The 23,409-nt window shown below is 58.7% G+C and carries 22 protein-coding genes and 2 pseudogenes; 10 read left to right on the forward strand and 14 right to left on the reverse strand.

Annotated features, from left to right (window positions below):
• Nucleotides 1–10: 10 nt before the first annotated feature.
• Nucleotides 11–1,384 carry an ATP-dependent RNA helicase DbpA gene (gene dbpA / locus GQR96_RS10605; protein WP_048323963.1) on the forward strand — a complete coding sequence of 458 codons (1,374 nt, stop codon included), beginning with the start codon at nt 11–13 and terminating at the stop codon, nt 1,382–1,384.
• 45 nt (nt 1,385–1,429) lie between these two features.
• On the opposite strand, the gene ttcA is transcribed toward dbpA, so the two are convergent.
• Both ttcA and GQR96_RS10615 read right to left on the reverse strand, forming a co-directional pair.
• Nucleotides 1,430–2,365: a tRNA 2-thiocytidine(32) synthetase TtcA gene (gene ttcA / locus GQR96_RS10610; RefSeq protein ID WP_043522055.1), complete on the reverse strand. Its 936-nt coding sequence runs from the start codon at nt 2,363–2,365 to the stop codon at nt 1,430–1,432.
• 48 nt (nt 2,366–2,413) lie between these two features.
• Nucleotides 2,414–2,848: pseudogene (locus GQR96_RS10615) on the reverse strand (tyrosine-type recombinase/integrase); the annotation flags it as partial.
• Between the two features lie 446 nt (nt 2,849–3,294).
• Between GQR96_RS10615 and GQR96_RS10620 the strand changes: the two are divergent.
• Together GQR96_RS10620 and GQR96_RS10625 are read left to right on the forward strand one after the other, a co-directional pair.
• Nucleotides 3,295–3,615 carry a TonB family protein gene (locus GQR96_RS10620; RefSeq protein WP_071996700.1) on the forward strand — a complete coding sequence of 107 codons (321 nt, stop codon included), beginning with the start codon at nt 3,295–3,297 and terminating at the stop codon, nt 3,613–3,615.
• Nucleotides 3,616–4,112: 497 nt separating this feature from the next.
• The gene (locus tag GQR96_RS10625; protein ID WP_025999099.1) at nt 4,113–4,370 is read left to right on the forward strand and encodes a bacteriocin immunity protein; all 258 of its coding nucleotides are present in this window, start codon (nt 4,113–4,115) and stop codon (nt 4,368–4,370) included.
• Between the two features lie 291 nt (nt 4,371–4,661).
• On the opposite strand, the pseudogene GQR96_RS10630 reads toward GQR96_RS10625, so the two are convergent.
• The 3 genes and pseudogenes from GQR96_RS10630 to GQR96_RS10640 form a co-directional block, all read right to left on the reverse strand.
• Nucleotides 4,662–4,829, reverse strand: a pseudogene (locus tag GQR96_RS10630) (SOS response-associated peptidase); the annotation flags it as partial.
• Between the two features lie 327 nt (nt 4,830–5,156).
• Entirely contained in the window at nt 5,157–5,591 is a 435-nt protein-coding gene (gene uspF, locus GQR96_RS10635; RefSeq protein WP_017898748.1) for a universal stress protein UspF, read from the reverse strand.
• 81 nt (nt 5,592–5,672) lie between these two features.
• A complete protein-coding gene (locus GQR96_RS10640; RefSeq protein ID WP_004203998.1) occupies nt 5,673–5,885 on the reverse strand; it encodes a KTSC domain-containing protein in 213 nt (70 codons plus the stop codon).
• On the opposite strand from GQR96_RS10640, the gene GQR96_RS10645 reads away from it, so the two are divergent.
• Nucleotides 5,884–6,042 (forward strand): hypothetical protein, encoded by a 159-nt coding sequence (locus tag GQR96_RS10645; RefSeq protein ID WP_153245201.1) that lies wholly within the window; start codon nt 5,884–5,886, stop codon nt 6,040–6,042. The genes GQR96_RS10640 and GQR96_RS10645 overlap by 2 nt on opposite strands.
• Here GQR96_RS10645 and ompK37 read toward each other — a convergent pair.
• The gene (gene ompK37, locus GQR96_RS10650) at nt 6,030–7,154 is read right to left on the reverse strand and encodes a porin OmpK37 (protein WP_023318087.1); all 1,125 of its coding nucleotides are present in this window, start codon (nt 7,152–7,154) and stop codon (nt 6,030–6,032) included. The two genes, GQR96_RS10645 and ompK37, sit on opposite strands and share 13 nt — an antisense overlap.
• A gap of 357 nt (nt 7,155–7,511) precedes the next feature.
• Nucleotides 7,512–11,039, reverse strand: a complete 3,528-nt coding sequence (nifJ, locus tag GQR96_RS10655; RefSeq protein WP_017898746.1) for a pyruvate:ferredoxin (flavodoxin) oxidoreductase — start codon at nt 11,037–11,039, stop codon at nt 7,512–7,514.
• A gap of 361 nt (nt 11,040–11,400) precedes the next feature.
• Between nifJ and GQR96_RS10660 the strand changes: the two genes are divergently transcribed.
• Nucleotides 11,401–11,664 (forward strand): putative hemolysin, encoded by a 264-nt coding sequence (locus GQR96_RS10660; protein WP_004140155.1) that lies wholly within the window; start codon nt 11,401–11,403, stop codon nt 11,662–11,664.
• 31 nt (nt 11,665–11,695) lie between these two features.
• Here the strand turns inward: GQR96_RS10660 and hslJ are convergent, their stop codons facing one another.
• The 3 genes from hslJ to GQR96_RS10675 form a co-directional block, all read right to left on the reverse strand.
• Nucleotides 11,696–12,136, reverse strand: coding sequence for a heat shock protein HslJ (gene hslJ, locus GQR96_RS10665; RefSeq protein ID WP_069135590.1), 441 nt, complete (start codon nt 12,134–12,136; stop codon nt 11,696–11,698).
• A gap of 123 nt (nt 12,137–12,259) precedes the next feature.
• Nucleotides 12,260–13,249 carry a 2-hydroxyacid dehydrogenase gene (locus GQR96_RS10670; protein ID WP_004204014.1) on the reverse strand — a complete coding sequence of 330 codons (990 nt, stop codon included), beginning with the start codon at nt 13,247–13,249 and terminating at the stop codon, nt 12,260–12,262.
• Between the two features lie 148 nt (nt 13,250–13,397).
• Nucleotides 13,398–13,898, reverse strand: coding sequence for a DedA family protein (locus tag GQR96_RS10675; protein WP_069734194.1), 501 nt, complete (start codon nt 13,896–13,898; stop codon nt 13,398–13,400).
• A 206-nt stretch (nt 13,899–14,104) separates the two neighbouring features.
• Between GQR96_RS10675 and GQR96_RS10680 the strand changes: the two genes are divergently transcribed.
• The 3 genes from GQR96_RS10680 to GQR96_RS10690 are packed head-to-tail and all read left to right on the forward strand — an operon-like array spanning nt 14,105 to nt 17,257.
• The gene (locus tag GQR96_RS10680) at nt 14,105–16,744 is read left to right on the forward strand and encodes a YdbH family protein (RefSeq protein ID WP_069734193.1); all 2,640 of its coding nucleotides are present in this window, start codon (nt 14,105–14,107) and stop codon (nt 16,742–16,744) included.
• Entirely contained in the window at nt 16,741–16,926 is a 186-nt protein-coding gene (locus GQR96_RS10685; protein WP_049116249.1) for a YnbE family lipoprotein, read from the forward strand. The genes GQR96_RS10680 and GQR96_RS10685 overlap by 4 nt, the downstream gene beginning before the upstream one ends.
• A gap of 7 nt (nt 16,927–16,933) precedes the next feature.
• Nucleotides 16,934–17,257, forward strand: a complete 324-nt coding sequence (locus GQR96_RS10690; RefSeq protein WP_004204018.1) for a YdbL family probable chaperone protein — start codon at nt 16,934–16,936, stop codon at nt 17,255–17,257.
• On the opposite strand, the gene feaR is transcribed toward GQR96_RS10690, so the two are convergent.
• Nucleotides 17,258–18,160, reverse strand: coding sequence for a transcriptional regulator FeaR (gene feaR / locus GQR96_RS10695; RefSeq protein ID WP_069734192.1), 903 nt, complete (start codon nt 18,158–18,160; stop codon nt 17,258–17,260). It abuts the gene before it with no gap.
• Nucleotides 18,161–18,395: 235 nt separating this feature from the next.
• Between feaR and GQR96_RS10700 the strand changes: the two genes are divergently transcribed.
• Together GQR96_RS10700 and GQR96_RS10705 are read left to right on the forward strand one after the other, a co-directional pair.
• Entirely contained in the window at nt 18,396–19,895 is a 1,500-nt protein-coding gene (locus GQR96_RS10700; protein ID WP_069734191.1) for an aldehyde dehydrogenase family protein, read from the forward strand.
• 124 nt (nt 19,896–20,019) lie between these two features.
• Entirely contained in the window at nt 20,020–20,910 is an 891-nt protein-coding gene (locus GQR96_RS10705) for an oxidoreductase (protein WP_069734190.1), read from the forward strand.
• 17 nt (nt 20,911–20,927) lie between these two features.
• Here GQR96_RS10705 and GQR96_RS10710 read toward each other — a convergent pair whose 3' ends face one another.
• Genes GQR96_RS10710 through GQR96_RS10720 form a run of 3 tightly spaced genes read right to left on the reverse strand, consistent with a single transcriptional unit; the run spans nt 20,928 to nt 23,391 of the window.
• Complete coding sequence (locus GQR96_RS10710) at nt 20,928–21,659, reverse strand: class II aldolase and adducin N-terminal domain-containing protein (RefSeq protein WP_004204022.1); 732 nt, start codon at nt 21,657–21,659, stop codon at nt 20,928–20,930.
• 5 nt (nt 21,660–21,664) lie between these two features.
• Nucleotides 21,665–22,495: an ABC transporter substrate-binding protein gene (locus GQR96_RS10715; protein ID WP_004204023.1), complete on the reverse strand. Its 831-nt coding sequence runs from the start codon at nt 22,493–22,495 to the stop codon at nt 21,665–21,667.
• A 23-nt stretch (nt 22,496–22,518) separates the two neighbouring features.
• Complete coding sequence (locus GQR96_RS10720) at nt 22,519–23,391, reverse strand: phytanoyl-CoA dioxygenase family protein (protein ID WP_032455926.1); 873 nt, start codon at nt 23,389–23,391, stop codon at nt 22,519–22,521.
• Between the last annotated feature and the right edge of the window lie 18 nt (nt 23,392–23,409).

Raw genomic sequence — 23,409 nt, forward strand, 5'->3', positions numbered from 1 at the left:
AGAATACATTGTGACCGCTTTTTCTACCCTGACTGTTTTACCTGCCGCCCAATTAGCCAACCTTAACGAGCTGGGTTATCTGTCGATGACGCCGGTTCAGGCCGCCGCCCTGCCGGCGATCCTCGCGGGGAAAGATGTGCGCGTGCAGGCAAAAACCGGCAGCGGAAAAACGGCCGCCTTCGGGCTGGGTCTGTTGCAGCATATCGATCCGTCGCGCTTTGAGACCCAGTCGCTGGTGCTGTGTCCGACCCGCGAACTGGCCGATCAGGTTGCCGGCGAGCTGCGCCGTCTGGCGCGCTGCCTGCCGAACATCAAGATTTTGATGCTCTGCGGCGGGCAGCCGTTTGGCGTCCAGCGCGATTCACTGCAGCACGCCCCGCATATTATCGTCGCCACTCCGGGCCGTCTGCTCGATCATCTGCAGAAGGGGACGGTCTCTCTCGACGCGCTGCAGACCCTGGTGATGGATGAAGCGGACCGCATGCTCGACATGGGCTTCAGCGACGCCATCGACGAGGTGATCCGCTTCGCGCCGGCTGACCGGCAGACGCTGCTGTTTTCCGCCACCTGGCCTGCGGCAATCGCGGCGATCAGCGGCCGGGTGCAGCGTCATCCGGAAACGATTGAGATTGACAGCGTCGATGCGTTACCGGCTATCGAACAGCAGTTCTTTGAAGTTTCCCGCCACGGCAAGATTGCGCTGCTCCAGCGTCTGCTCAGCCAGCATCAGCCGGCGTCCTGCGTGGTGTTCTGCAATACCAAGCGCGATTGCCAGGCGGTCTGCGATGCGCTCAACGCCGCCGGGCAGAGCGCATTATCGCTGCACGGTGACCTCGAGCAGCGCGACCGCGATCAAACGCTGGTGCGCTTCGCGAACGGCAGCGTCCGGGTTCTGGTGGCGACCGATGTCGCTGCCCGCGGCCTGGACATCAAATCTCTCGCGCTGGTGGTGAACTTCGAGCTGGCCTGGGATCCGGAAGTGCATGTGCACCGCATCGGCCGTACCGCCCGCGCCGGCGAACAAGGTCTGGCTATCAGCTTCTGCGCGCCGGAAGAGGCGCAGCGCGCCACCATTCTGGCCGACATGCTGCAGTTATCCCTCAACTGGCTGCCGGCGCCGGCGGGTAACGCTATCACGCCGCTGACGGCGGAGATGGCGACGCTGTGCATCGACGGCGGAAAAAAGGCGAAAATGCGCCCGGGGGATGTGCTGGGGGCGTTGACCGGTGATATGGGATTTGATGGCGCCGATATCGGCAAAATTAACGTCCACCCGGCCCACGTCTATGTGGCGATCCGCCAGAATATGGCGCAGAAGGCGTATAAGCAGTTACAAAACGGCAAGATCAAAGGCAAAGCCTGCCGCGTACGACTGCTGAAGTAAGGGCAGCATAGCGCGTCTCAGGCGGCGGCCTGAGACGCTTGCGGGTTACTTCACTTCCACTACGTTCAGACGCAGCTCATCCAACCGGGCGTCCTCTTCCTCCGGCTGCCAGCCGGCAGGCTGCAGGGGAATCTCTTCCCTGTCAAACGCTAAATCGCCACCGTCCACCACCTCGGAGCCGTGGGTGATGCCTTTAAAATCAAACAGATTAACGTCGCTCAAGTGCGAAGGCACCACGTTCTGCATTGCGCTAAACATGGTTTCAATGCGTCCCGGATAACGCTTATCCCAGTCGCGAAGCATATCGGCGATCACCTGGCGCTGCAGGTTAGGCTGCGAACCGCACAGGTTGCAAGGAATGATCGGGAAGCCCTTGGCCTGGGAGAAGCGCTCGATGTCCTTTTCGCGGCAGTAGGCCAGCGGGCGGATAACGATGTGTTTGCCGTCGTCGCTCATCAGCTTCGGCGGCATTCCTTTCATTTTGCCGCCGTAGAACATATTCAGGAACAGCGTCTGCAGGATGTCGTCGCGATGATGGCCGAGGGCAATCTTGGTGGCGCCAAGTTCGGTGGCGGTACGGTAGAGAATGCCGCGACGCAGGCGAGAGCACAGCGAGCAGGTGGTTTTCCCTTCCGGGATCTTCTCTTTGACGATGCCGTAGGTGTTCTCTTCAACAATCTTATATTCAACGCCCAGCTGCTCAAGATACGCCGGCAGAATATGCTCCGGGAACCCAGGCTGTTTCTGGTCGAGATTCACCGCCACCAGCGAGAAGGAGATGGGCGCGCTTTTCTGCAGGTTACGCAGGATCTCCAGCATGGTATAGCTGTCCTTGCCGCCTGACAGACAAACCATAATGCGGTCGCCCTCTTCAATCATATTGAAGTCGGCGATCGCCTCACCGACGTTGCGGCGCAGACGTTTCTGCATCTTATCGATGTTGTATTTCTCTTTCTTTGTAAGTTCTTGATTTTCTTGCATTATTAACATTCTCAAAATCTTAAAGGGGCATATAGGGGGCAAAACGTGTTAAAGCCCAAGCCGGGAATTCAACATAGAAACCTGGTCGCCGTTCATTTCTTCTATCCATGTACTATAAACGTCGTACACCATTTGCGCGTTTTCATGCCCCATCTGATTGGCTATAAAAGACGGGTTTGCGCCAGCCGTCAGGAGCCAGCAGGCAAAAGTATGCCGCGTATGGTACGGATTCCTGCGGCGAATGCCAGCGCGTTTTACTGCAGCTTCCCATCTGCTGCCTATGCTGCTGTGCGAGTAGCAGGGTTTTTGCTCGCCTTTCCGTCTCCGCGGCATGAAAACAAGTCGCAAATTCTGTTCCTCGCTTGAGCCGTATTCCCTGTGGTGAAACGTGATAGTGGCGACCGGATGTCCAGCTGTCAGTTCATGCTGCGCTTTGAGCGCGTCCAGGGCAGGGCCGAGCAATTGTATCGTCCGGTTTCCTGCTGCTAATGCCATACCGAGGCCTTTTGCTGAGGCGCTGGTGAGAGGTAACTCGCCGGAGATGTGCCGGGCGTGAGAAACCGTAAAAGCACCTGGGAAGCAATAAAATACCCGGCAATCAGTGCCGGGTTTTGGGTCTCACATAAGATTGGAAATCTGGCTGTAAGAGAGGTGTTTACTTTACTTGACCCTAAATGATAAGTCGAAACTCCTCATTTTTTAATGGAATATAGGTGAATGGAAGCGTTATAGGGAAGGAGTAGCCCTGCGGAAGAATGGCGATGCCTCAATCCCCCGCAGAACGCAAAGCGCGCAGCTAACCCGGCTGTGATATATAATCCCCTCCATACCAGCGGGGATGTAGAAGTGGAGCCGCATTCTCCGGCGTTGCATGAAAAAGGCGTATTAGAGATCTATAGACATAAGGAAAACAACAATTGGTATCGGTTATGAAAAAAACATTACTTCTGGTTTGCGCTGTTCTTATATCAAACTTGGCACTTGCTGCAGAAAATAAAGAAGAAGTTGTGCCTGTGCGGATAAGTTGCCCTAATCCTTATTATCCAGTTTCTGCCATGGCTAATCGGATTAGTGGCACTGTAAATTACGCTGCCTCAGTAAATGAAAAAGGGGAAGTAACTTCTGTTGAGACAACTGGTGCTGAGATCTTTTTTAGAGAAACAAGATCAGCAATGAGAAAATGCAAGTATGAGCCCGGAAAGCCAGGCATTGCGCGTGGAACAATAAGATTTCGTCCATCTCAACCGTAAATACTGCTAGCCTACCTGGATTTTGTGTACTGAGAGATCTAGCAGCCTGATGCTCTTGCAATGGGAGTCGAGCCAAGTGATGTTATGTTGGCAAGCTCTAGAGATTTACCTGGCAAAATCACTGGTTAAGGGGAGCAGGTTAGTCATGGTTGGCTGAAAAAAAACTGGAGACGAGTTAGGCTCTCCTGTTCCCAGTGTGATTGCTGAAAAATTTCGTGGCTGTGAGTTTTCGAACTTTCATTCATTCGGAGAGCTTTCAGGAAGGCGGTTTCTGATACCACTGAGCTAACTGAGCGGTTTGACAAGCTAGCTTAGGGGGTATCAAGTAAGAAACATGGTCGTTCATTCGTAAAATGAGCATGTCGGGGGAAGGCTTAAACATGAATTAGAACACGCAAAAGCTATTAAAATACCGGTGATGTGTATGGTATTGAGAACTGGCGAGTTATGATGCACAAAAAGCCATGTCGAAGTTCACTAAGCAATGGTGGTAAATGATGGACAATAAAAAAAGCATTTCTGATTACACCGAATCTGAGTTTTTAGCTTTTGTGAAAAAGATATTTAATCCGGATAATACAACCGAAGATGAAGATGTGCAAAATGTTTTAGAGTTTGAACGTATCACTGAACACCCTGATGGTTCTGATGTAATTTTCTATCCTCCAAAGGGCCGAGAGGATAGTCCGGAAAGGGTTGTTAAGGAAGTGAAAGAATGGCGGGCCAGGAATGGCAAGCCTGGTTTCAAAGAGTAGCTGATCGGTACAGTTGCGTTATCTTAACTATCTTAACGTGATAATAGATGACTTCTGATTGAAACTCGCGCCGGCGGTTTTTTATTACGTTGAATTTATTATCGATGAAAGTAGCTCACAATTTTGATTTTTTATCAACCAGCCCTAAAGATGTCCTCGGAGCCTGAGCAACTTCCTTAACTTATGCGCTTTGAGGGCATTCCCGAAGCAAAAGGCAAGCAGAACACCAAGGTCTGCTTTCAGCATAGTGCGGGTATTATCAGGTTATTGGATTTTAATAGCCTCAATCAATTACGCCCCCTGATTCCTAACGTTGTCCACCGCTCGGAAAACGGGGTGCCATGTGAAATGATCAGCAGGTACCGCACCATCTGCAATTATCTCATTCACCTCTTTTCCTCGAATAGCCTGCCTCATCCATTCCCGGGGGGATTCAGGTACCAGGACCAGCGGCCGGCGCTGTGGGGGCTGGCTGTATGTAAATATAAAATAAATTCAGTTGGTTGGAGGGGGCACAACTTATTGGTGTTGTACATTTTTACTGATTTCTTGATTTTGCAGCATGTAATAGTGGCTCAATTCATAGTGTGGCATCAGAAGAGCACGCGTTCTGCCAGCCGCTGGACAACGTGGCGCTGGCGCGTAGCAATTAATGAGGTCTGACAGACAACCGTGGCGTGTATGGTACGGATTCAGGGGCGGAATGTCAGCATCTTTCCGGCACTTTCCGCTGCGGGCAGGGGCAGAAGTAAAAATAAAAAGCCCGCCGGGCGGCGGGCTGAGGCGTTAGCGAACGACCAGCACCGAGCACTCGGCGTGGCGGACCACCGCGGCGGCGTTGGAGCCCAGCAGATAGGTGGTAATATCCGGCCGGTGCGAAGCAATGATCACCAGGTCGGCGGGTAGCGACTTGGCGAGGGCCAGGATCTTATCTTTTGGCGATCCTTCGGCAACGTGAAAATGTTTCCGATCTTCCGGGATAGAGAACTGTTTCGCGAGTTCTTTAAGCTGCGTTTCCGTTCCTTCACGCAGCTCATCCATACCAGGCAGTTCGGCGGTATAGGCCATTCCCAGTGAGGCATAATAAGGCAGGGAAGGGATAACGGAGAGGAAATGGACCTCAGCGTCGTCAATCCGCGCTTCCGATTCAACGTGACTGATAATGCGTTCAGTAAATTCTTTATCAGAGATATCGATGGGGACAAGAATCATTCTGCTCATAAAACCTCCTGTTTAAGTATCCCCTCATATTGTACGGCATTATGGCACGTTTTGTATCATGACCGCAGTCACACTTTGACATTAACGTGACTTGTGTTCGGGAAATTTTCCCTTTATCACGCCGTCATAAAAGCGACCCTTTGACACCACCTGTAAAAAGTCACGAAAAATACGCGGTGGAACGCCGGTATATTGCAACGGCGGCTGGTGATAAAAACAAATTTCCAGCGTGGCGGAAGCGTCATCATAGGCGACAGAGATAATTCGGGAAGATTTTACCGGGTGATGATGCATGATGGACGTCCTCGGGCAGGCACTGACTGAGCACGACTATATCACTAAATGGACGGCTATTTTAAGCGGTGGGATATATTGTTTTGTTTTAGCTGGTGCGATGCAAAGAGAGAGAAAGCCCGCCGGAACCGGCGGGCTGGCGCATCAGAACTGGTAAACCAGGCCCAACGCGACGATGTTGTCGGTAGAGATACCGTTGTCTTTGTAGAAGCTGTCGTTGTCATCCAGCAGATTGATTTTGTAATCAACGTAGGTGGACATATTACGGTTGAAGTAATAGGTGGCGCCGACGTCCATATATTTGACCAGATCTTTATCGGCGTAGCTGCCGGTGTTATAGAGATCTTTGCCTTTGGACTGCAGATAGGAGATAGCCGGACGCAGACCAAAGTCGAACTGATACTGAGCGGTGACTTCGAAGTTTTGCGTTTTGTTGGCCACGCCGTCGTTGCCGTAAGGGGTCATGTTGCGGGTTTCAGAGTACATGGTCGCCAGGTAGATATTGTTGGCGTCGTACTTCAGGCCAGCGGTCCAGGCTTCAGCTTTATCGCCACGGGCGTTGGTCTGGGTCATCTGGTCGTTGGTACGGTCAGATGAGGTGTAGGCCGCTGCCGCGCTGATGCCCATGCCGAAGTTATAGGAGGTAGAGAGACCGAAACCGTCGCCGTTGTCAAAGCGAACATCGCTGTCGCTGCTGCGGTTGTTGGTGCCGACGTTGATGTCCTGGGCGTTCTGGCCTTCGTTTTTACCCTGATACTGCAGGGCGAAGTTCAGACCGTCTACCAGACCGAAGAAGTCGCTGTTACGGTAGGTCGCGACGCCGTTGGCGCGGCCTGCCATAAAGTTATCCGCATAGGTGTAAGAGTCGCCGCCGAACTCCGGCAGCATATCGGTCCAGCCTTCGACGTCGTACAGCACGCCGTAGTTACGACCGTAGTCGAAGGAACCGTAATCGCCCACTTTGATACCGGCGAAGGCCAGACGGGTCCACGCCTGATCGCCGGCGCTTTCGGTATTGTTGGCCTGAACGTTGTATTCCCACTGGCCGTAACCGGTGAGCATATCGTTGATCTGGGTTTCGCCTTTAAAGCCAAAGCGAACGTAAGTTTGGTCGCCATCTTTTTTCGAGTCGCTGGAGAAATAGTGCAGACCGTCTACCTTGCCATAGACATCTAATTTATTTCCGTCTTTATTATAAATTTCCGCCGCATGCGCGGCGCCAGCGGCTAATAAAGCCGGAATAACGAGGGCCAGTACTTTTCTTTTCATGAAGAAATTCCTTTAACTGTTTTTATGTTTTAGCTTCCGGGAAGGAAGTGAACTCATGCTAAAGGAGCGGTCTGAGATATGGTAAGACTCAATTGTTACGATATAAGTAAATTCTAAATAAAATAATACTGAAGTAATGGTGATAATTATGATGAATACATCTTCAACTAATATACAAAATAAAAATTATACATGGTCAGTTTGATCGCGTATTATTCGAGCGTTATATGCCTTTATTGTCATGCCAAGCATTTTTATTTGCCGTCTCATTCTGCGGAATGGTTTTGTTATCGGTAAAACGACAAGCCCGAACTTCATGTTCGGGCTTTTTTTATGGCTCCGGGATGGAAAATAACCTTAGCTCTCGCTCGGTGATTTCTCCGCTTTGCCAGCCAGCTGGGCGAGGAAGTCGTAGCGCTTCTGCAGGTCGGCGGCAGCATCTTTCCACAGCTGCTCCGCCACTTCCGGCTGCTGCGCATTCAGGCGACGGAAGCGTTGCTCATTGAGCAGCGTCTCAGCCAGGGCGTCTGACGGTGGGCGAGAGTCGAGCGCCAGCGGGATCTTGCCTTCTTCCGCCCGACGTGGGTCGAAGCGGTAGAGCGGCCAGAAGCCGGTGGCGGTCAGCTGACGCATTTGATCGTGGCTGAGCGCCAGATCGTAGCCATGCTCTTCGCAAGGACTGTAGGCGATGATCAGCGACGGCCCCGGATAGGCTTCCGCTTCCTGAATCGCTTTCACCGTCTGGTTCAGCTGCGCGCCCAGCGAAATCTGCGCCACATAGACATGACCATACATCATCATGCTGACGCCAAGATCTTTGCGCGCCTTGCGTTTACCGTGCTCGCCAAACTTAGTGACCGCCCCCAGCGGGGTGGCTTTTGACGCCTGGCCGCCGGTGTTGGAGTAACACTGGGTATCCAGCACCAGAATGTTGACGTTTTCCGTCAGGCTCAGCACATGATCCAGGCCGCCGAAGCCGATATCGTAGGCCCAGCCGTCGCCGCCGATCAGCCAGACGGATTTCTCCACCAGCGCGTCGGCATCGGTCAGCAGCTCTTCAGCGCCTTGCACGCCGGTCAGCGCCTGGCGCAGGGCCGCCACCTGTTCACGGCGCGCTTCCGGCGTCGCCTCGGCATGCAGCGCCGCGTTCAGCTCTGCCGGCAGCTGGTCGGCGAATTCGCTCAGCAGGCGCATCACGCGCTGACGATGTTGATCGACGGTTAAGCGGAAGCCGAGCCCGAATTCAGCGTTATCCTCAAACAGCGAGTTGGCCCACGCCGGGCCGCGGCCGTTGGCGTCGGTCGTGTACGGGGTCGAGGGCAGGTTGCCGCCGTAAATGGATGAGCAGCCGGTGGCATTGGCAATCAGCATCCGGTCGCCATACAGCTGGGTCAGCAGTTTGATATACGGCGTTTCGCCACAGCCGGAGCAGGCGCCGGAGTATTCAAACAGCGGGCTGATCAGCTGCGAAGTGCGGATATCAATACGCTCCAGTTTGCTGCGGTCGATTTCCGGCAGGTTGAGGAAGTAATCGTAATTCACTTTCTCCTCTTCCACATGCTCCAGGCGCGACATCATATTGATGGCCTTGATCTCCGGATTCTGGCGATCTTTTGCCGGGCACACTTCCACGCACAGGTTGCAGCCGGTGCAGTCTTCCGGGGCGACCTGCAGTACGTATTTCTGCCCGCGCATATCGCGGGACTTGACGTCCAGCGAGTGCAGACTGGCAGGGGCGTTCTCCATCTCTTCCGGTGCGACCACTTTGGCGCGGATCGCCGAGTGCGGGCAGGCGGCGACGCAGTGGTTGCACTGGGTACATAGCGCTTCCTTCCAGATGGGGATCTCTTCGGCGATGTTGCGTTTCTCCCAGCGCGTGGTGCCCATGGGCCAGGTGCCGTCCGGCGGCAGGGCGGAGACCGGCAGCGCATCGCCGAGACCGGCCAGCATCGCGGCGGTGACCGTTTTGACGAAATCCGGCGCGGCGTCGGAGACCACCGGCGGGCGGTTCGGACTGTTGGCATTCACCGGCTGCAGCGGCACTTCCGCCAGCGATTCGCGGGCCAGGGCCAGCGCCTGCCAGTTGCGTTCCACCAGCTCCTGGCCTTTGCTGCTGTAGCTTTTGGCGATGGCCGCCTGCAGTTCCGCCAGCGCGCTGTCGCCAGGCAGGATGTGAGTCAGATGGAAGAACGCCATCTGCATCACGGTATTTATGCGCGCCCCGAGGCTACATTCGCGGGCGATCTTCGCCGCGTTGACCACGTAAAAACGCGCTTTTTTCTGATTCAGGGTGGCCTGCACTTCCTGCGGCAGGCGGGACCAGACTTCATCGGCGCTGTACGGCGTGTTGAGCAGGAAAATGCCGCCGGGCTTCAGCCGCTCGGCCATCTGGTATTTATCGATAAACTGCAGCTGGTGGCAGCCAACGAAATCGGCCTGCGAAATCAGATACGAAGAACGAATCGGCTTTTCGCTGACCCGCAGATGGGAGACGGTCAGGCCGCCCGCCTTCTTCGAGTCATAGACAAAGTACCCCTGGGAGAACCACGGGGTGGAATTGCCGATGATTTTGATATTGTTTTTGGTGGCCGACACGCTGCCGTCGCTGCCGAGGCCGTAGAACAGCGCTTCGAGCTTGGCCTCTGATGGCAGAGTATTTTCGCCCAGCGGCAGCGACAGGTTGGTCACGTCGTCATAGATGCCGACGGTAAAGCGCGGCTTCGGCTGGGCGGCCTGCAGCTCATGGAATATCGCCAGCACGCATTCCGGACCGAACTCCTTGGAAGAGAGACCGTAGCGGCCGCCGATGGTCCGCGGCAGCGTCTCGCGCTCGCCGCGGTTAAAGGCTTCCGCTAGGGCGGTCATCACGTCGAGATACAGTGGCTCCGCGTGCGCGCCAGGTTCTTTGGTGCGATCCAGCACCGCCACCGCCCGGGCGCTCTCCGGCAGCGCTGCCAGCAGGTGGGCGGCGGAGAATGGGCGATAGAGGCGCACTTTCAGGACGCCGACTTTCTCGCCGCGGCTCAGCAGTTCATCGACCACCTCTTCGCAGGTGCCGATGGCCGAGCCCATAATGACGATCACGCGTTCCGCCTGCGGATGGCCGTAAAACTCAAACGGTTTGTACTGGCGGCCGGTGGCGGCGGCGAAGTCATCCATCGCTTTCTCGACATGATCATAAACCGCGTCGTACCACGGGTTGGTGGCCTCCCGCGACTGGAAGTAGGTGTCAGGGTTAGCGGAGGTCCCGCGGATCACCGGGTGTTCCGGATTGAGCGCGCGCTGGCGATGCTCAGCGATTTTCTCCTGCGGCAGCAGGGCGCGAATCGTGTCATCCGCCAGCGGGGCGATTTTGTTGATTTCGTGCGAAGTGCGGAAACCATCAAAGAAATGAATAAACGGCACCCGGCTTTGCAGCGTGGCGATATGCGATATCAGCGCGAAATCCTGCGCTTCCTGAACGCTGCTGGCGCACAGCATGGCGCACCCGGTCTGACGCACGGCCATCACATCGGAATGGTCGCCGAAGATCGACAGCGCGTGGGTGGCGACAGTGCGGGCGGCGACGTGCAGGACAAACGGCATCAGCTGGCCGGCCAGTTTGTACAGCGTGGGGATCATCAGCAGCAGGCCCTGCGATGAGGTAAAGGACGTGGAGAGGGCGCCAGTCTGCAGCGCGCCATGTACGGCGCCAATGGCGCCTGCCTCCGACTGCATTTCGACCACGCGGGGCACATCGCCCCAGACGTTTTTCAGCCCATTGCCGGCCCAGGCGTCAGCCTGTTCCGCCATCGTTGAACTGGGCGTGATCGGGTAGATGGCGATAACTTCACTGGTGCGAAACGCGACGGAAGCGACCGCGCCATTACCATCAATCGTAATCATATGAAGACACCCTTACATTGCGCAAAAGAATGGACGCGTGAAACCGCGACGCGCCCTGTAATTATATAAGAGGTAGTTTAGCAAACCGTTGGCGCCGCCATTTTTGCATTTGTGTCCTCAATACGACGGCTACCCGTGACCAGATCAATATTTTGCGCGGTTCGCGGAGAAAGTAGCTTTTCTGGACGTGAAGGCGAGCCATCGCCCGGTGACTATCCCGGTGCAGATCAACCTTTACGCAGAAATTTGCTAGAAAATGTTAATGAGACGCATAAATACGTACTTCCCCTCTCGACGCCGCGCGCCACGCTGCCTATTATTCTTGGGTTTGCTTTTTAAGACGTTTCCGAGGGGAGAGAAAATGCGAGCTGCGATGTTAGTGGGATGTGCGGCGCTGTTGCTGTCGGCGTGCAGTAGTGAACCCGTTCAGCAGGCCACGGCGGCGCACGTCACGCCAGGAATGCGGGCGGCAATGAGCGACGCCGGTCAGGCCAACTGCGCCATGATAGGCGGCTCGTTATCGGTGGCTCGTCAGCTCGATGGTTCAGCGATTGGCATGTGCGCGCTGCCGAACGGTAAACGCTGCAGCGAGCAGGCGCTGGCGGGCGGAAGCTGCGGCTATTAATGGCAGCCCCGCAGCGGGCTCAAAACGCCGGCTAGTGCATCAGGTCGGCGAGCTTATAGACCAGCGTCTGGTCGGCGGTCGCCAGCGTCAACTGGTTTTCCGTCAGATCAACCTGCGCGCCCTCGCGCAGCATCTTACCAATGGTCGCATCAAGGGTATTAAGCTGGGCATCGTGGCACAGCATCCGGGTCATCGCCAGCGATTTGACCTTCAGCTCGCCGTCCGACACCTTACCTTCCCCGCTGAAGCCGTTGCACATATTGCCCGAAACATAGATATTGCCGGTGATAGCCATCTTCTCGCCGAAGCTCAGCTCCAGCGGCCGGTCGCCAGCGTTTACCGCCTGGCCGTTGACGCTGGTCAGCACGAAACGATGATGCTGTAGCTGTTCCGCGCCGGTGGACACCTTACTGTTATAGACACAGCCGGACAGCAGCAACCCTGCCGCCAGTAATGCCGCAAATTTGTTCATTTTCACTCCAAAACATTCACATTACTAATAAAACAAAGCCAGTGTAACGGTATCGCAGTGGGGATCTGTGGGGATTATCTGAATGTGCTCCCCCCGGGGAGAGGAGCACAAAAGGGAAAGGAATCAGACGATAGCGTTTGGGCAGGTTTCACCGTTGGCGACCTGCTGCAGATTGCCCAGGGTGGTCTCCGAAATGCTGATCAGCGCCTCGGCGGTGAGGAACGCCTGATGGCCGGTGAACAGCACGTTGTGGCAGGCGGAGAGACGACGGAAGACGTCATCCTGGATCACGTCGTTGGATTTGTCCTCGAAGAACAGATCGCGTTCGTTCTCATAAACGTCCAGCCCCAGCGCGCCGATTTTTTGGTGCTTCAGGGCATCGATGGCCGCCTGGGAGTCGATCAGCGCGCCGCGGCTGGTGTTAATCACCATCACTCCGTCCTTCATCTGATCGAAGGCCCCGCGATTGAGCAGATGGTAGTTTTCGTCGGTCAGCGGGCAGTGCAGGGAGATCACGTCCGACTCCTTGTACAGCGTGGCGAGGTCGACATATTCCACCCCCAACTCCAGCGCGGCGGCGCTTGGGTACGGGTCGAACGCCAGCAGACGCATGCCAAAACCTTTGAGGATCCGCAGCATCGCCACGCCAATTTTCCCGGTGCCAATCACCCCGGCGGTTTTGCCATACATGGTGAAACCGGTGAGGCCTTCCAGGGAGAAATTAGCATCACGGGTACGCTGGTAGGCGCGGTGGATGCGGCGGTTAAGCGACATCATCATGCCGATCGCATGCTCAGCCACCGCTTCCGGCGAGTAGGCCGGGACGCGCACGACGCGCAGGCCAAGCTCTTTCGCCGCCTCGAGGTCGACGTTGTTAAACCCGGCGCAGCGCAGGGCGATATACTTCACGCCGTGGGCCTTCAGCTCCTCCAGCACCGGACGGCTGCCGTCGTCATTGACGAAGATGCATACCGCTTCGCAACCGTTGGCGGTTTTGGCGGTTTTCTCTGTCAGCAGGAAGTCGAAGAATTCCAGTTCAAAGCCGTAGGTATCATTCACGTGCTGCAGGTACTTTTTATCGTACTGCTTCGTACTGTAAACCGCGATTTTCATAAGACTTTTCTCCAGTGATTATAACGTCACGGTAGCATATTTAAAATAATCGTACAATTATTAAAAAATAGTTTAAATGGCAGGTGCTTATCCTAATTCTAGAGCATATCGCGGATTTGAGGAATCTCTTTGAAAGACAAAGTTTTTTTTACCACAAACTCAGGCTTAAAGCGCCGGGGGAGAGCAGCAGAAACGGCCACAGCAGACCGGAGCTGACGTTAGCCAGCTGAAACGACCACAGCGGCAGGCCGCTGGCGCCGCTGACCAGGGGCAGGGTGGCGCGCAGGGGAGAGAGAAAGCGGCTGAAAAAGACCGCCCACAGCCCTCGGCGCTGAAAAAAGAATCGGCTGCGGGCCAGCCGCTCGGCGGTCAGCCAGCGTAACTGCGTAAGGCGGTGACGATAGCGAACGCCCAACCACCACGAGAGCCAGAATCCGCCGATGGCGCCGAGGCTGGCGCTGGACCACATTAGCAGGAAATGACCGAGGCTGGCGGAAGCGAATGTCCCCAGCAGCAGCAGGCCGGAGGTGCCCGGGATGGCCAGCGACACTAGCGCGCAGGATTTAGTGAAAGTGAGCAAGAAAACCATCAGTAATACCAATGGATAGTGGCCCTGTGCGCTCTCAATGAGCGAGATAATTAACGACACCGTCTCTCCCGCAAGCAATACCTATCTTTCTGGAGTGTGGCAGGGGGTGCTTAAACAAAAGTTAAATGGTGACGGCCGATCGCCGCGCCGCGATACCGGCTGGCAACTATGCTTTAACAGGTCGCAAACTTTCACTCACTGGTCGAACGTGTCACAATGGGCGCCTTTCGGCTTTTACTTATGTTGAATCAGGATATTAACTGCCCATGAAGGGTAAATATAAAGCCGCCATCGCGCTGGTGTTAGCGCTGGTGTTACTGCCGCTAACCCTGCTGTTGACGCTGACCCACTGGGTGCCGACGCTGGCGGGCATCTGGCTGCCCGTGGGCACTCATATCGCTATGCAGGAGAGCCCGCGTCTTACGCGTTCCGCCCTGCTGATCCCCGATCTGCGCTATCTGGTGGGCGAGTGTGAACTCGCCAGGGTGACCGATGCCCGTCTCTCGCGCCCCAGCCGCTGGCGGCTGCATATTGGCCAACTTGACATCAACAGCGCCTGCCTGAGCAAACTGCCGGCCAGCGATCCCACGCCCGGATCGCCGCGCACCCTTGCCGAATGGCAATCGATGCTGCCCTACAGCTGGTTAACTATTGATAACCTGCGGCTGTCGCCGTGGGAAAAATGGCAGGGGCGGCTGGTGATGTCACTGACCCCTGCGCAGCAGGATATCGGCTTTGCCGGTAACGATTTGAGCCTGCAGGCGCGCTTGCGCGGCCAGGCGCTTACCGTCAGCCAGTTCAGCGCCCGGCTGGCTGACGATCAGCCGCCGGTGAAGCTGGTGGGGACCTTCCATCTGCCGCTGGTGCCGGATGGCCTGCCGGTCGATGGCCAGATGCAGGGCACCTTCGAATTCCCGCAGACTGCGGAATGGATCGATGCCGAGCTGACGTGGCAGCATAATCGCGGCCAGCTGCTGGTCACCCCACGCGGCGAGGTGGAGCCCATTCTCGACCTGCCGTGGGAGATCACTCCGGAGCGGATCACCATCAGCGACGGCCGCTGGCGCACCCGCTACGAGGCGTATCCGCTGAGCGGCCGCGTGGCGCTGTCGGTGGGTAACTGGCAGCAGGGCACGGAACAGATGATCGTCAGCGGTCGCTTGAATGTTCTCACCGAGGGGCATGCCGGAAAAGGCAACGCGGTGCTGAATATCGGCCCGGGCAAGCTGAGCATGGATAACAGCGACCTGCCGCTGCGACTCACCGGCGAGGCCAAGCTGGGGGAGATGATCTTTTACGCCGCGCTGCCGGCCCAGCTCAGCGGGTCGCTGGTCAGCCCGCAGCTGGCGTTTCACCCCGGGGCGCTGCTGCGGTCGCGCGGGCGGGTGATCGACGCGCTGAACATTGACGAAATTCGCTGGCCGCTGGCCGGGGTAAAGGTCACGCAGCAGGGCGTCGATGGCCGCCTGCAGGCGATCCTCCGCGCCCATGAGCAGCAGATGGGCGACTTTACGTTGCATCTGGACGGCCTGGCGAACGATTTTCTGCCCGACAGCGGCCGCTGGCAGTGGCGCTACTGGGGCGAGGGGCATTTCACGCCTATGCAGGCGCGCTGGGATGTGAAGGGCAGCGGTGAGTGGCGGGACAATGCCATTACGCTGAGCAGCCTCTCCACGGGTTTCGACAAGCTCGAGTACGGCACGATGCGGGTCAGCACGCCGCGTCTGACCCTCGAGCAGCCGATCCGCTGGCTGCGCGATGCTGAGCATCCTCGGCTGACCGGCGCGCTGTCGCTGGATGCGGCAAAAACTACCTTCACCGGCGGCAGCTATCTTCCGGCATCGACGCTGAAATTCGCCCTCGACGGCCGGGACCCGACGTGGTTCCAGTTCACCGGCGCGCTGCACGCCGATACCATTGGCCCGGTGCGGTTGACCGGGCGCTGGGATGGCGAACGGCTGCGCGGCCAGGCGTGGTGGCCAAAACAGTCGTTGACGGTATTCCAGCCGCTGGTGCCGCCGGACTGGAAGATGAACCTGCGCGAAGGCAGTCTCTATGCGCAGGTGGCCTTCTCGGCGGCAGCCGGGCAGGGATTTGAGGCAGGCGGCCATGGCGTCCTGAAGGGCGGCAGCGCCTGGATGCCGGATAACCAGATCAACGGCGTCGACTTCGTTCTGCCGTTCCGCTTCAGCGACGGCCACTGGCAGCTGGGTACCCGCCGTCCGGTCTCCCTGCGCATTGGCGAAATCGTCAACCAGGTCACCGCGCGCAACCTGACGGCGGACCTGCAGGGCACCTGGCCGTGGAGCGAGGCCAATCCACTGCAACTTAGCGACGTCAGCGTCGACCTGTTAGGCGGCAAGCTGACCCTGCTGCAGCTGCGCATGCCGCAGCGCGACCCGGCGCTGATCCGTCTGCAGCACATCTCCAGCAGCGAACTGACCAGCGCGGTCAAGGTGAAGCAGTTCGCCATGTCCGGGGCGGTGAGCGGCGCGCTGCCGCTGTGGCTGGAGAACAATCAATGGATTATCCACGACGGCTGGCTGCGCAATGACGGACCGATGACCATGCGGCTGGATAAAGACACCGCCGATGCGCTGGTGGCGGACAACGTCTCCGCCGGGGCGGCGATCAACTGGCTGCGCTATATGGAGATCTCCCGTTCATCGACGCAGATTAACCTGAACAATCTGGGCGTGCTGACGCTTAAAGCCGCCATCAACGGCACCAGCCGGGTGGACGGGAAAAGCAGTACCGTGCATTTAAACTACGCTCATGAGGAGAATATTTTCGATCTGTGGCGCAGTTTACGCTTCGGCGACAATTTACAGGCGTGGCTTGAGCAAAATGCCACGCTGCCCGTGCGGCGCTGTACGGACGGTAAGACATGTAAGGAACCTAAATGAAGAAGCTGTTACTGGCCCTGGTGGCGTCGATGCTGCTCGCCGGCTGTACGCCGCGTATCGAAATTGCGGCGTCGAAAGAGCCCATCACCATCAATATGAATGTCAAAATTGAGCATGAGATCCATATCAAGGTCGATAAGGATGTGGAAAACCTGCTGAAATCCCGCAGCGATTTGTTCTGAGGCGACGATGAGAAAACGACTGTTAACCGCGGCGCTGGCGCTGACTCTGCTCAGCGCGCCCGCGCTGGCGTTAACCCTGAGCGAAGCGCGCCAGCAGGGGCGGGTGGGGGAGACGCTGAACGGCTATCTGGCGCCGCTGCGTCAGGATAAAGAGACGCTGGCGCTGGTGAAACAGATCAACGCCGCGCGCAGTGAAAGCTACCAGCAGCTGGCGGATGACAACAATCTGCCGGTGGATGAGGTAGCGAAAATGGCCGGACAGAAGCTGGTTGCCCGCGCTCAACCCGGCGAGTACGTTCAGGGGCTAAACGGCCAGTGGCTGCGCAAATAATTAGCGGCAGCGCTTGCGGTATTCGCCCGGCGAGACGCCAAAGCGCTGCTTAAAGGCGGTGGAGAAATGGCTATGGTCGCTGAAGCCCCAGCGGTAGCCGATCCCCGCCAGCTTTTCGTCATCGTGGACGTCCTGTAACGCCCGGGCGCACAGATCCAGCCGCCGGTTCTTAATATACTGCGCCACCACCAGCCCTTTGTCGGCAAACAGCCGATAGAGGCTGCGCACCGACATTCCCATCTCGCTGGCCAGCCACTCCGGCCGCAGATGCTCCGACTGAATGGATGCGTCGATTAACGCTATTATCTTCTGAAACTGCTTGTCCCGCCGGGACGGGGTCGGCTCACGCTGGCGCAGCACCGGGCGCAACAGGCAGGCGATCGCCTCCAGCGCCGCTTCACTTTCGCTGGCGGAGAGCGCCGCGCCGCCCATACTCTCCAGCAGCAGTCGCTGGCTCAGCTGCACCATCGGCAGAGACTTATCCAGCCGGCAGGCGGTGACTATCTCGCCCGCCGGCGCCACCCGCTGGCGCGGCAGCAGCAGCGAAGCCTGACGCGAGGTCTGCTGCCAGACGATAGAGCACGGGCGGGCGGCATCGATCAACGTGATATCCCCCGCCGCCAGGGTCACCTGGCGATCGTCCTGTTCGATCACCGCTTCGCCGGCGAGCTGAAACACGGTATAGAACCAGGCGTCGTTATCGCGTTTTATCTCATTGCGCGTGCGGTAGAGATTGACGCCGGCGGCGGTGACCGTGCTGACCTTGAGGCTGCCGGCGTAGCGGGCGTCAATCTCGCCGTGAAAGCGGCCCTCCAGCGGCCGGGCGGCGAAATGGCCGCAGACCTGATTGATCGTCGCCAGCCAGCGCTGGTACGCCAGCCCCCCCTCAGCCGTGGTCATCATTCGCCCTTCTCCTGTAATAATAATGTTTCTGCATTGTTGCATTTATGCCGCCTCAGGCAAGGGCGCGATAGCGGGTATATGAAAGAACTATTACCTGCGGCACATTTCTGTCAGGGCAGGCGACGGAATTGCGGCGACTGTCACAGCGGCGCAAATGAATGTCACAGAGAAAAAAGCGCCAGCCGCCAACCGGACATAGACTGAAAGCACTATCCGCGAAGAATAAGGAAAGGGTATGTCCACCTCTCAGATAGCGCTGCTTGCCAGCGTCCAGCAGTTTTTAGACCGTCAGCATGGCCTGTATATCGACGGCGCCCCCTGCGCCGCGCAGAGCGAAAACCGGTTAACCGTCTGGGATCCGGCCACCGGGCAGGCGATCGCCACCACCGCCGACGCCAGCCCGGCGGATGTTGACCGGGCGGTGATGTCTGCCTGGCGTGCCTTCGTCGACCGCCGCTGGGCCGGGCGCACCCCGGCCGACCGCGAGCGCATCCTGCTGCGCTTTGCCGATCTGGTGGAGCAGCACGGCGAGGAGCTGGCGCAGCTGGAAACCCTTGAACAGGGTAAATCCATCGCCATCTCCCGCGCCTTCGAGGTCGGTTGCACCCTGAACTGGATGCGCTACACCGCCGGGCTGACCACCAAAATCAGCGGCCGGACGCTGGACGTCTCGATCCCGTTCCCGCAAGGGGCGCGTTATCAGGCGTGGACCAAAAAAGAGCCGGTGGGGGTAGTGGCGGGCATCGTTCCGTGGAATTTCCCGCTGATGATCGGTATGTGGAAGGTGATGCCGGCGCTGGCGGCGGGTTGTTCGATCGTCATAAAACCCTCAGAAACCACCCCGCTGACCCTGCTGCGGGTGGCGGAGCTGGCGACCCAGGCGGGCATTCCTGACGGGGTGTTCAACGTGGTCACCGGCAGCGGCGCCGGCTGCGGCGCGGCGCTGACCGCCCATCCGCAGGTGGCGAAGGTGAGCTTTACCGGCTCGACGGCCACCGGGAAACAGATTGCGCGGGTGGCCGCCGACCGCCTGACCCGCGTGACGCTGGAGCTGGGCGGCAAGAACCCGGCGATTGTGCTTAAAGACGCCGATCCCCAGTGGGTCATTGAGGGGCTGATGACCGGCAGCTTCCTTAACCAGGGGCAGGTCTGCGCCGCCAGCTCGCGGATCTACATTGAAGCGCCGCTGTTTGACACCCTGGTCAGCGGCTTCGAGCAGGCGGTGAAATCACTGCAGGTAGGGCCGGGAATGCTGGAGACGGCGCAGATCAACCCGGTGGTCTCCCGGGCCCACTGCGACAAGGTGGCGGCCTACCTTGAAGAGGCCCGACAGCAGAAGGCGGAGCTTATCAGCGGCAGCGCCGGACCGGATGCGGGGGGGTACTATATTCCGCCGACGCTGGTGGTTAACCCGGACGCCGGACTGCGCCTCACCCGCGAGGAGGTGTTTGGCCCGGTGGTGAACCTGGTGCGGGTGGCCGACGGCGAGGAGGCGCTGCGCCTGGCCAATGACAGCGATTTTGGCCTGACCGCCAGCGTCTGGACCCGCGACCTGACCCAGGCTCTCAACTATACCGAGCGCCTGCAGGCCGGGACGGTATGGGTCAACAGTCATACCCTGATTGACGCCAACCTGCCGTTCGGCGGCATGAAGCAGTCCGGCACCGGTCGCGATTTCGGCCCGGACTGGCTCGACGGCTGGTGCGAAACCAAATCCGTCTGCGTGCGTTACTAGCCCTCCGTCGGGGAAGGCGCATCGCTTTTCCCGACGTCCCGCTTGCCGACCTCCGCTCTTTCTCGCTACTGTGGAGGGCAATCTTTGCCCGCGCAGGGCGGAGAATGATGAGGAGGTCTTCGGCATGACTGCATTTCCTGAAGTTGCACTAATTGGTCCCGGCGCCATCGGCACCACGATCGCCGCCGCCCTGTTTGCGGTGGGGAGGGCGCCGGTGGTCTGCGGGCGCACTGCCCATTCGTCGCTGGTGCTGCGCACTGATGAGGGTGAGATCGTGGTGCCCGGCCCGGTGCTCACCGACCCGACGGCGATAGCCGCCCCCTTCGACCTGGTGTTTGTCGCGGTGAAGGCCACCCAGACGGAGGCCATCGCCCCGTGGCTGGCGGCCCTGTGTTCGCCAGACACCGTGGTGTGCGTGCTGCAAAACGGCGTCGAGCAGCGCCAGCAGTTTGCCCCTTTGACCGGCGGCGCGACGGTGCTGCCGTCGGTGGTCTGGTTTCCGGCGCAGCGCGACGCCGATGCTTCGGTCTGGCTGCGCGCCGCGCCGCGACTGACGCTGCCGGATGTGCCGGGGGCGGAGCGGGTGCAGCAGGCGCTGGCGGGAACCCACTACGCGGTGGAGCTGGCGGCGGATTTTACCAGCGTCGCCTGGCGTAAACTGCTGCAGAACGCCGTCGCCGGACTGATGGTGCTGACCGGACGACGCGCCGGGATGTTCGCCCGGGAGGAGATCACCGCCCTCGGACTGGCCTATCTGCGCGAATGCCTGCAGGTGGCGCGGGCGGAAGGGGCCGTCCTGAGCGACAGCGTGCCGGAGGAGATCATCGCCGGCTTTCATCGGGCGCCTGCCGACTTAAGCACCTCTATTCTGATCGATCGCCTGCATGGCCGACCGCTGGAGTGGGATATTCGTAACGGGGTGGTACAGCGTCGCGGGCGTCAACACGGCATACCGACGCCGCTCAGCGATATCATCGTGCCGCTGCTGGCGGCGGCCAGCGACGGCCCGGGCTGACCCGGGCTGGCGCGGGGTTAATCCACCAGGGAGGGATCGAGGTCGATCATCAACTGCTTCATCTCGGCGAAGTGCTGCCGGGAGAAATCGGCAATTTTCTCCCAGTCCTGGGCGGTTTTTTCCGCCACCGCGTCTGACAGCACCTTCAGCGGCTGGCCGGTTGACCAGGCGGTGATCAGGATCTGACAGGCGCGCTCCAGGGTCCAGATATCGTCGAACGCTTCGCCGATAGTCGGAGCGGTCACCAGCACCCCATGGTTGCCCATCAGCAGACGGCGTTTATCCGTCAGCAGCCCTGCCAGCCGTGCGCCTTCTGCCGCGGTGTCCGCCATCCCGCCGTACAGGGTATCGACGGCGACCCGGTTAAAATAGCGGGCCGTGTTCTGGTCAATGGGCAGGATCTGCGGCGTCGCCAGACAGGCGAGGCTGGTGGTGTACACCGGGTGCAGATGCAGCACCACCCGCACGTCGGGCAGTCGCTGATGGATCTGCCCGTGAATGGCCCACGCGGTGGCATCGACGTCAGGTCGCGCGGCGCAACGTTCATCATCGGCGTGCAGCACCAGCAGATCGCTGGCGCGGATGCGCGAAAAGTGTTTCCACTTCGGGTTGAGTAAAAACGTTTTCCCGTCAGCGGAGAGCGCGGCGCTGAAATGGTTGGCGACCGCCTCATGCATGCCGAGATGGGCAATGATGCGAAAGGTGGCCGCCAGGTCGATGCGGATCTGCTCTTCATCGGAATCGCGCATGGGCATTACTCCGCTTTCGGCATCAGGGTCTGCAGATCCTCTGCCGTCGGCGCCTGGAAGTGATATTTCTTCAGCAAGGCGGCATATTCCGGCGTCGCGCTGTATTTTTTCAGCGCCTGTTCGAGGGCGGTTTTCACCTCCGTGTTGCCTTTTTTAACGCCAAAGCCGTTCAGCACCGGATAGATCAGGGTGTCAGAGGAGATCGCCACCCGGTCGCCCAGCTTTTCCACCACCCCGCGCGCCACGGCGGCGTCGGTGATCTGCGCATCCACTGCGCGCGACAGCAGCGCCTGGGTGGTCTGCGGGTCGGTGGTATAGACGCTCAGCGCAATTGGCTTCAGCCCTTTCTTCACGCAGTAGTCGGCGGAAAGCTTCTGCAACTGCGCCAGCCACGAGGTGGCGCCCATCGAGCCGATTTTATGCCCGCAGAAGTCTTCCGGCGTCTTGGGCTGGTAGTCGCTCCCTTTGCGGGCGAGGATCGCTTCCCCGCTTTTCAGGTACGGCACCATGTCGATCACCTTCAGGCGCTCGGCGGTAATGTACATCGACGAGTTGGTGATATCGAAGCGCCCGCCCTGCAGTCCGGGGATCAGGTTGGGGAAGCGGGTGTCGATATTCACCGCCTCGCGGCCCATGCTCTTCGCCAGACCGTCGAGCAGTTCAATATCAAACCCCGCCGGTTTGTTGTTCTCCATGTACTCGTAAGGGAAAAAGGTCATGTCCGAACCGGCGGTGATCTTGCCGCTTTGCTGGAAGGCCAGCGCGTTCAGGGATGTCAGAGCCCCCGCTGCGCAGAGCAGCAGAGCCAGCGGGCGTGGTGCGAAAAAGCGTGTCATAAAACCTCCGGAGTGTGGGCGAATTACATGCTGGCGCGATCGGCACCGGCCTGCTGAACAAAAAACGAAGCGCCGCGCGGCTTCTGCGGCAGGCGAAGCTGGTTATTGGTGCTGCGCACCAGACCGCTCTCTTCCCCGGCCACCAGCTGGCCGGCATGGCGGCTCGGCAGCGGGTTTTCGCCGAAGGGCAGCGCATCCTCAGCGGCGTAGACGCTGATGAACAGGGTGCGCGGCAGGGCGGTTTCGTTGGGGCTGGAGGCGTGCAGCAGGCGGGTATGCATAAAGCAGACTGAGCCCGCCGGGCCAAAACAGGCCTGCGGCTGCTGGCACTGAGCCGTCACCACCTCGTCATCCACCGCCCCGGTGAAGCGACCCTCCTGCCAGTGGGACCACAGCGGCCCCTGATGGCTGCCCGGCACCACATTGAGCGGGCCATTTTCCGGCGTCACCTCGCTGACCATCAGCAGGGCGGTGATAATGTCGTCATTGCTGTGCGGGGTGAAGAGGAAATCCTGATGCCATTTCACCTCGGTGGCGGTGTGCGGCAGCTTGGAGTTAATTTTGCTGTGGTGAAAACGGGTGCCGTTGCCGCCGATCAGTTGCGCGGCAATGGTCGCCATCCGCGAATTCAGCGCAGTATGGCGATAGGCCTCGGAGATCTCCGTCGGGGAGGCGACCCGGCGCAGCGACGGATGGTCGGGAGCATGGTCGCGTTCGATATCGAAACGCGGCCGCCCGTCAAGGGTTTCTCCCCACGCCGTCGCGTGACGGCGGCTCTCCTCGACCCAGCCGTCGAAATCGCTCTGCAGCGTGGCGATGTCGGCGGCGGAAAGCACCCCTTCGACCACCAGATAACCCTGCTGATGAAACTGCTCAATTTGCCACTGCGCAATCATAGTTTTTCCTCTTCACGT

This window comes from Klebsiella sp. PCX (assembly GCF_021869705.1).
Taxonomy (GTDB): Bacteria; Pseudomonadota; Gammaproteobacteria; order Enterobacterales; family Enterobacteriaceae; genus Klebsiella; species Klebsiella quasipneumoniae.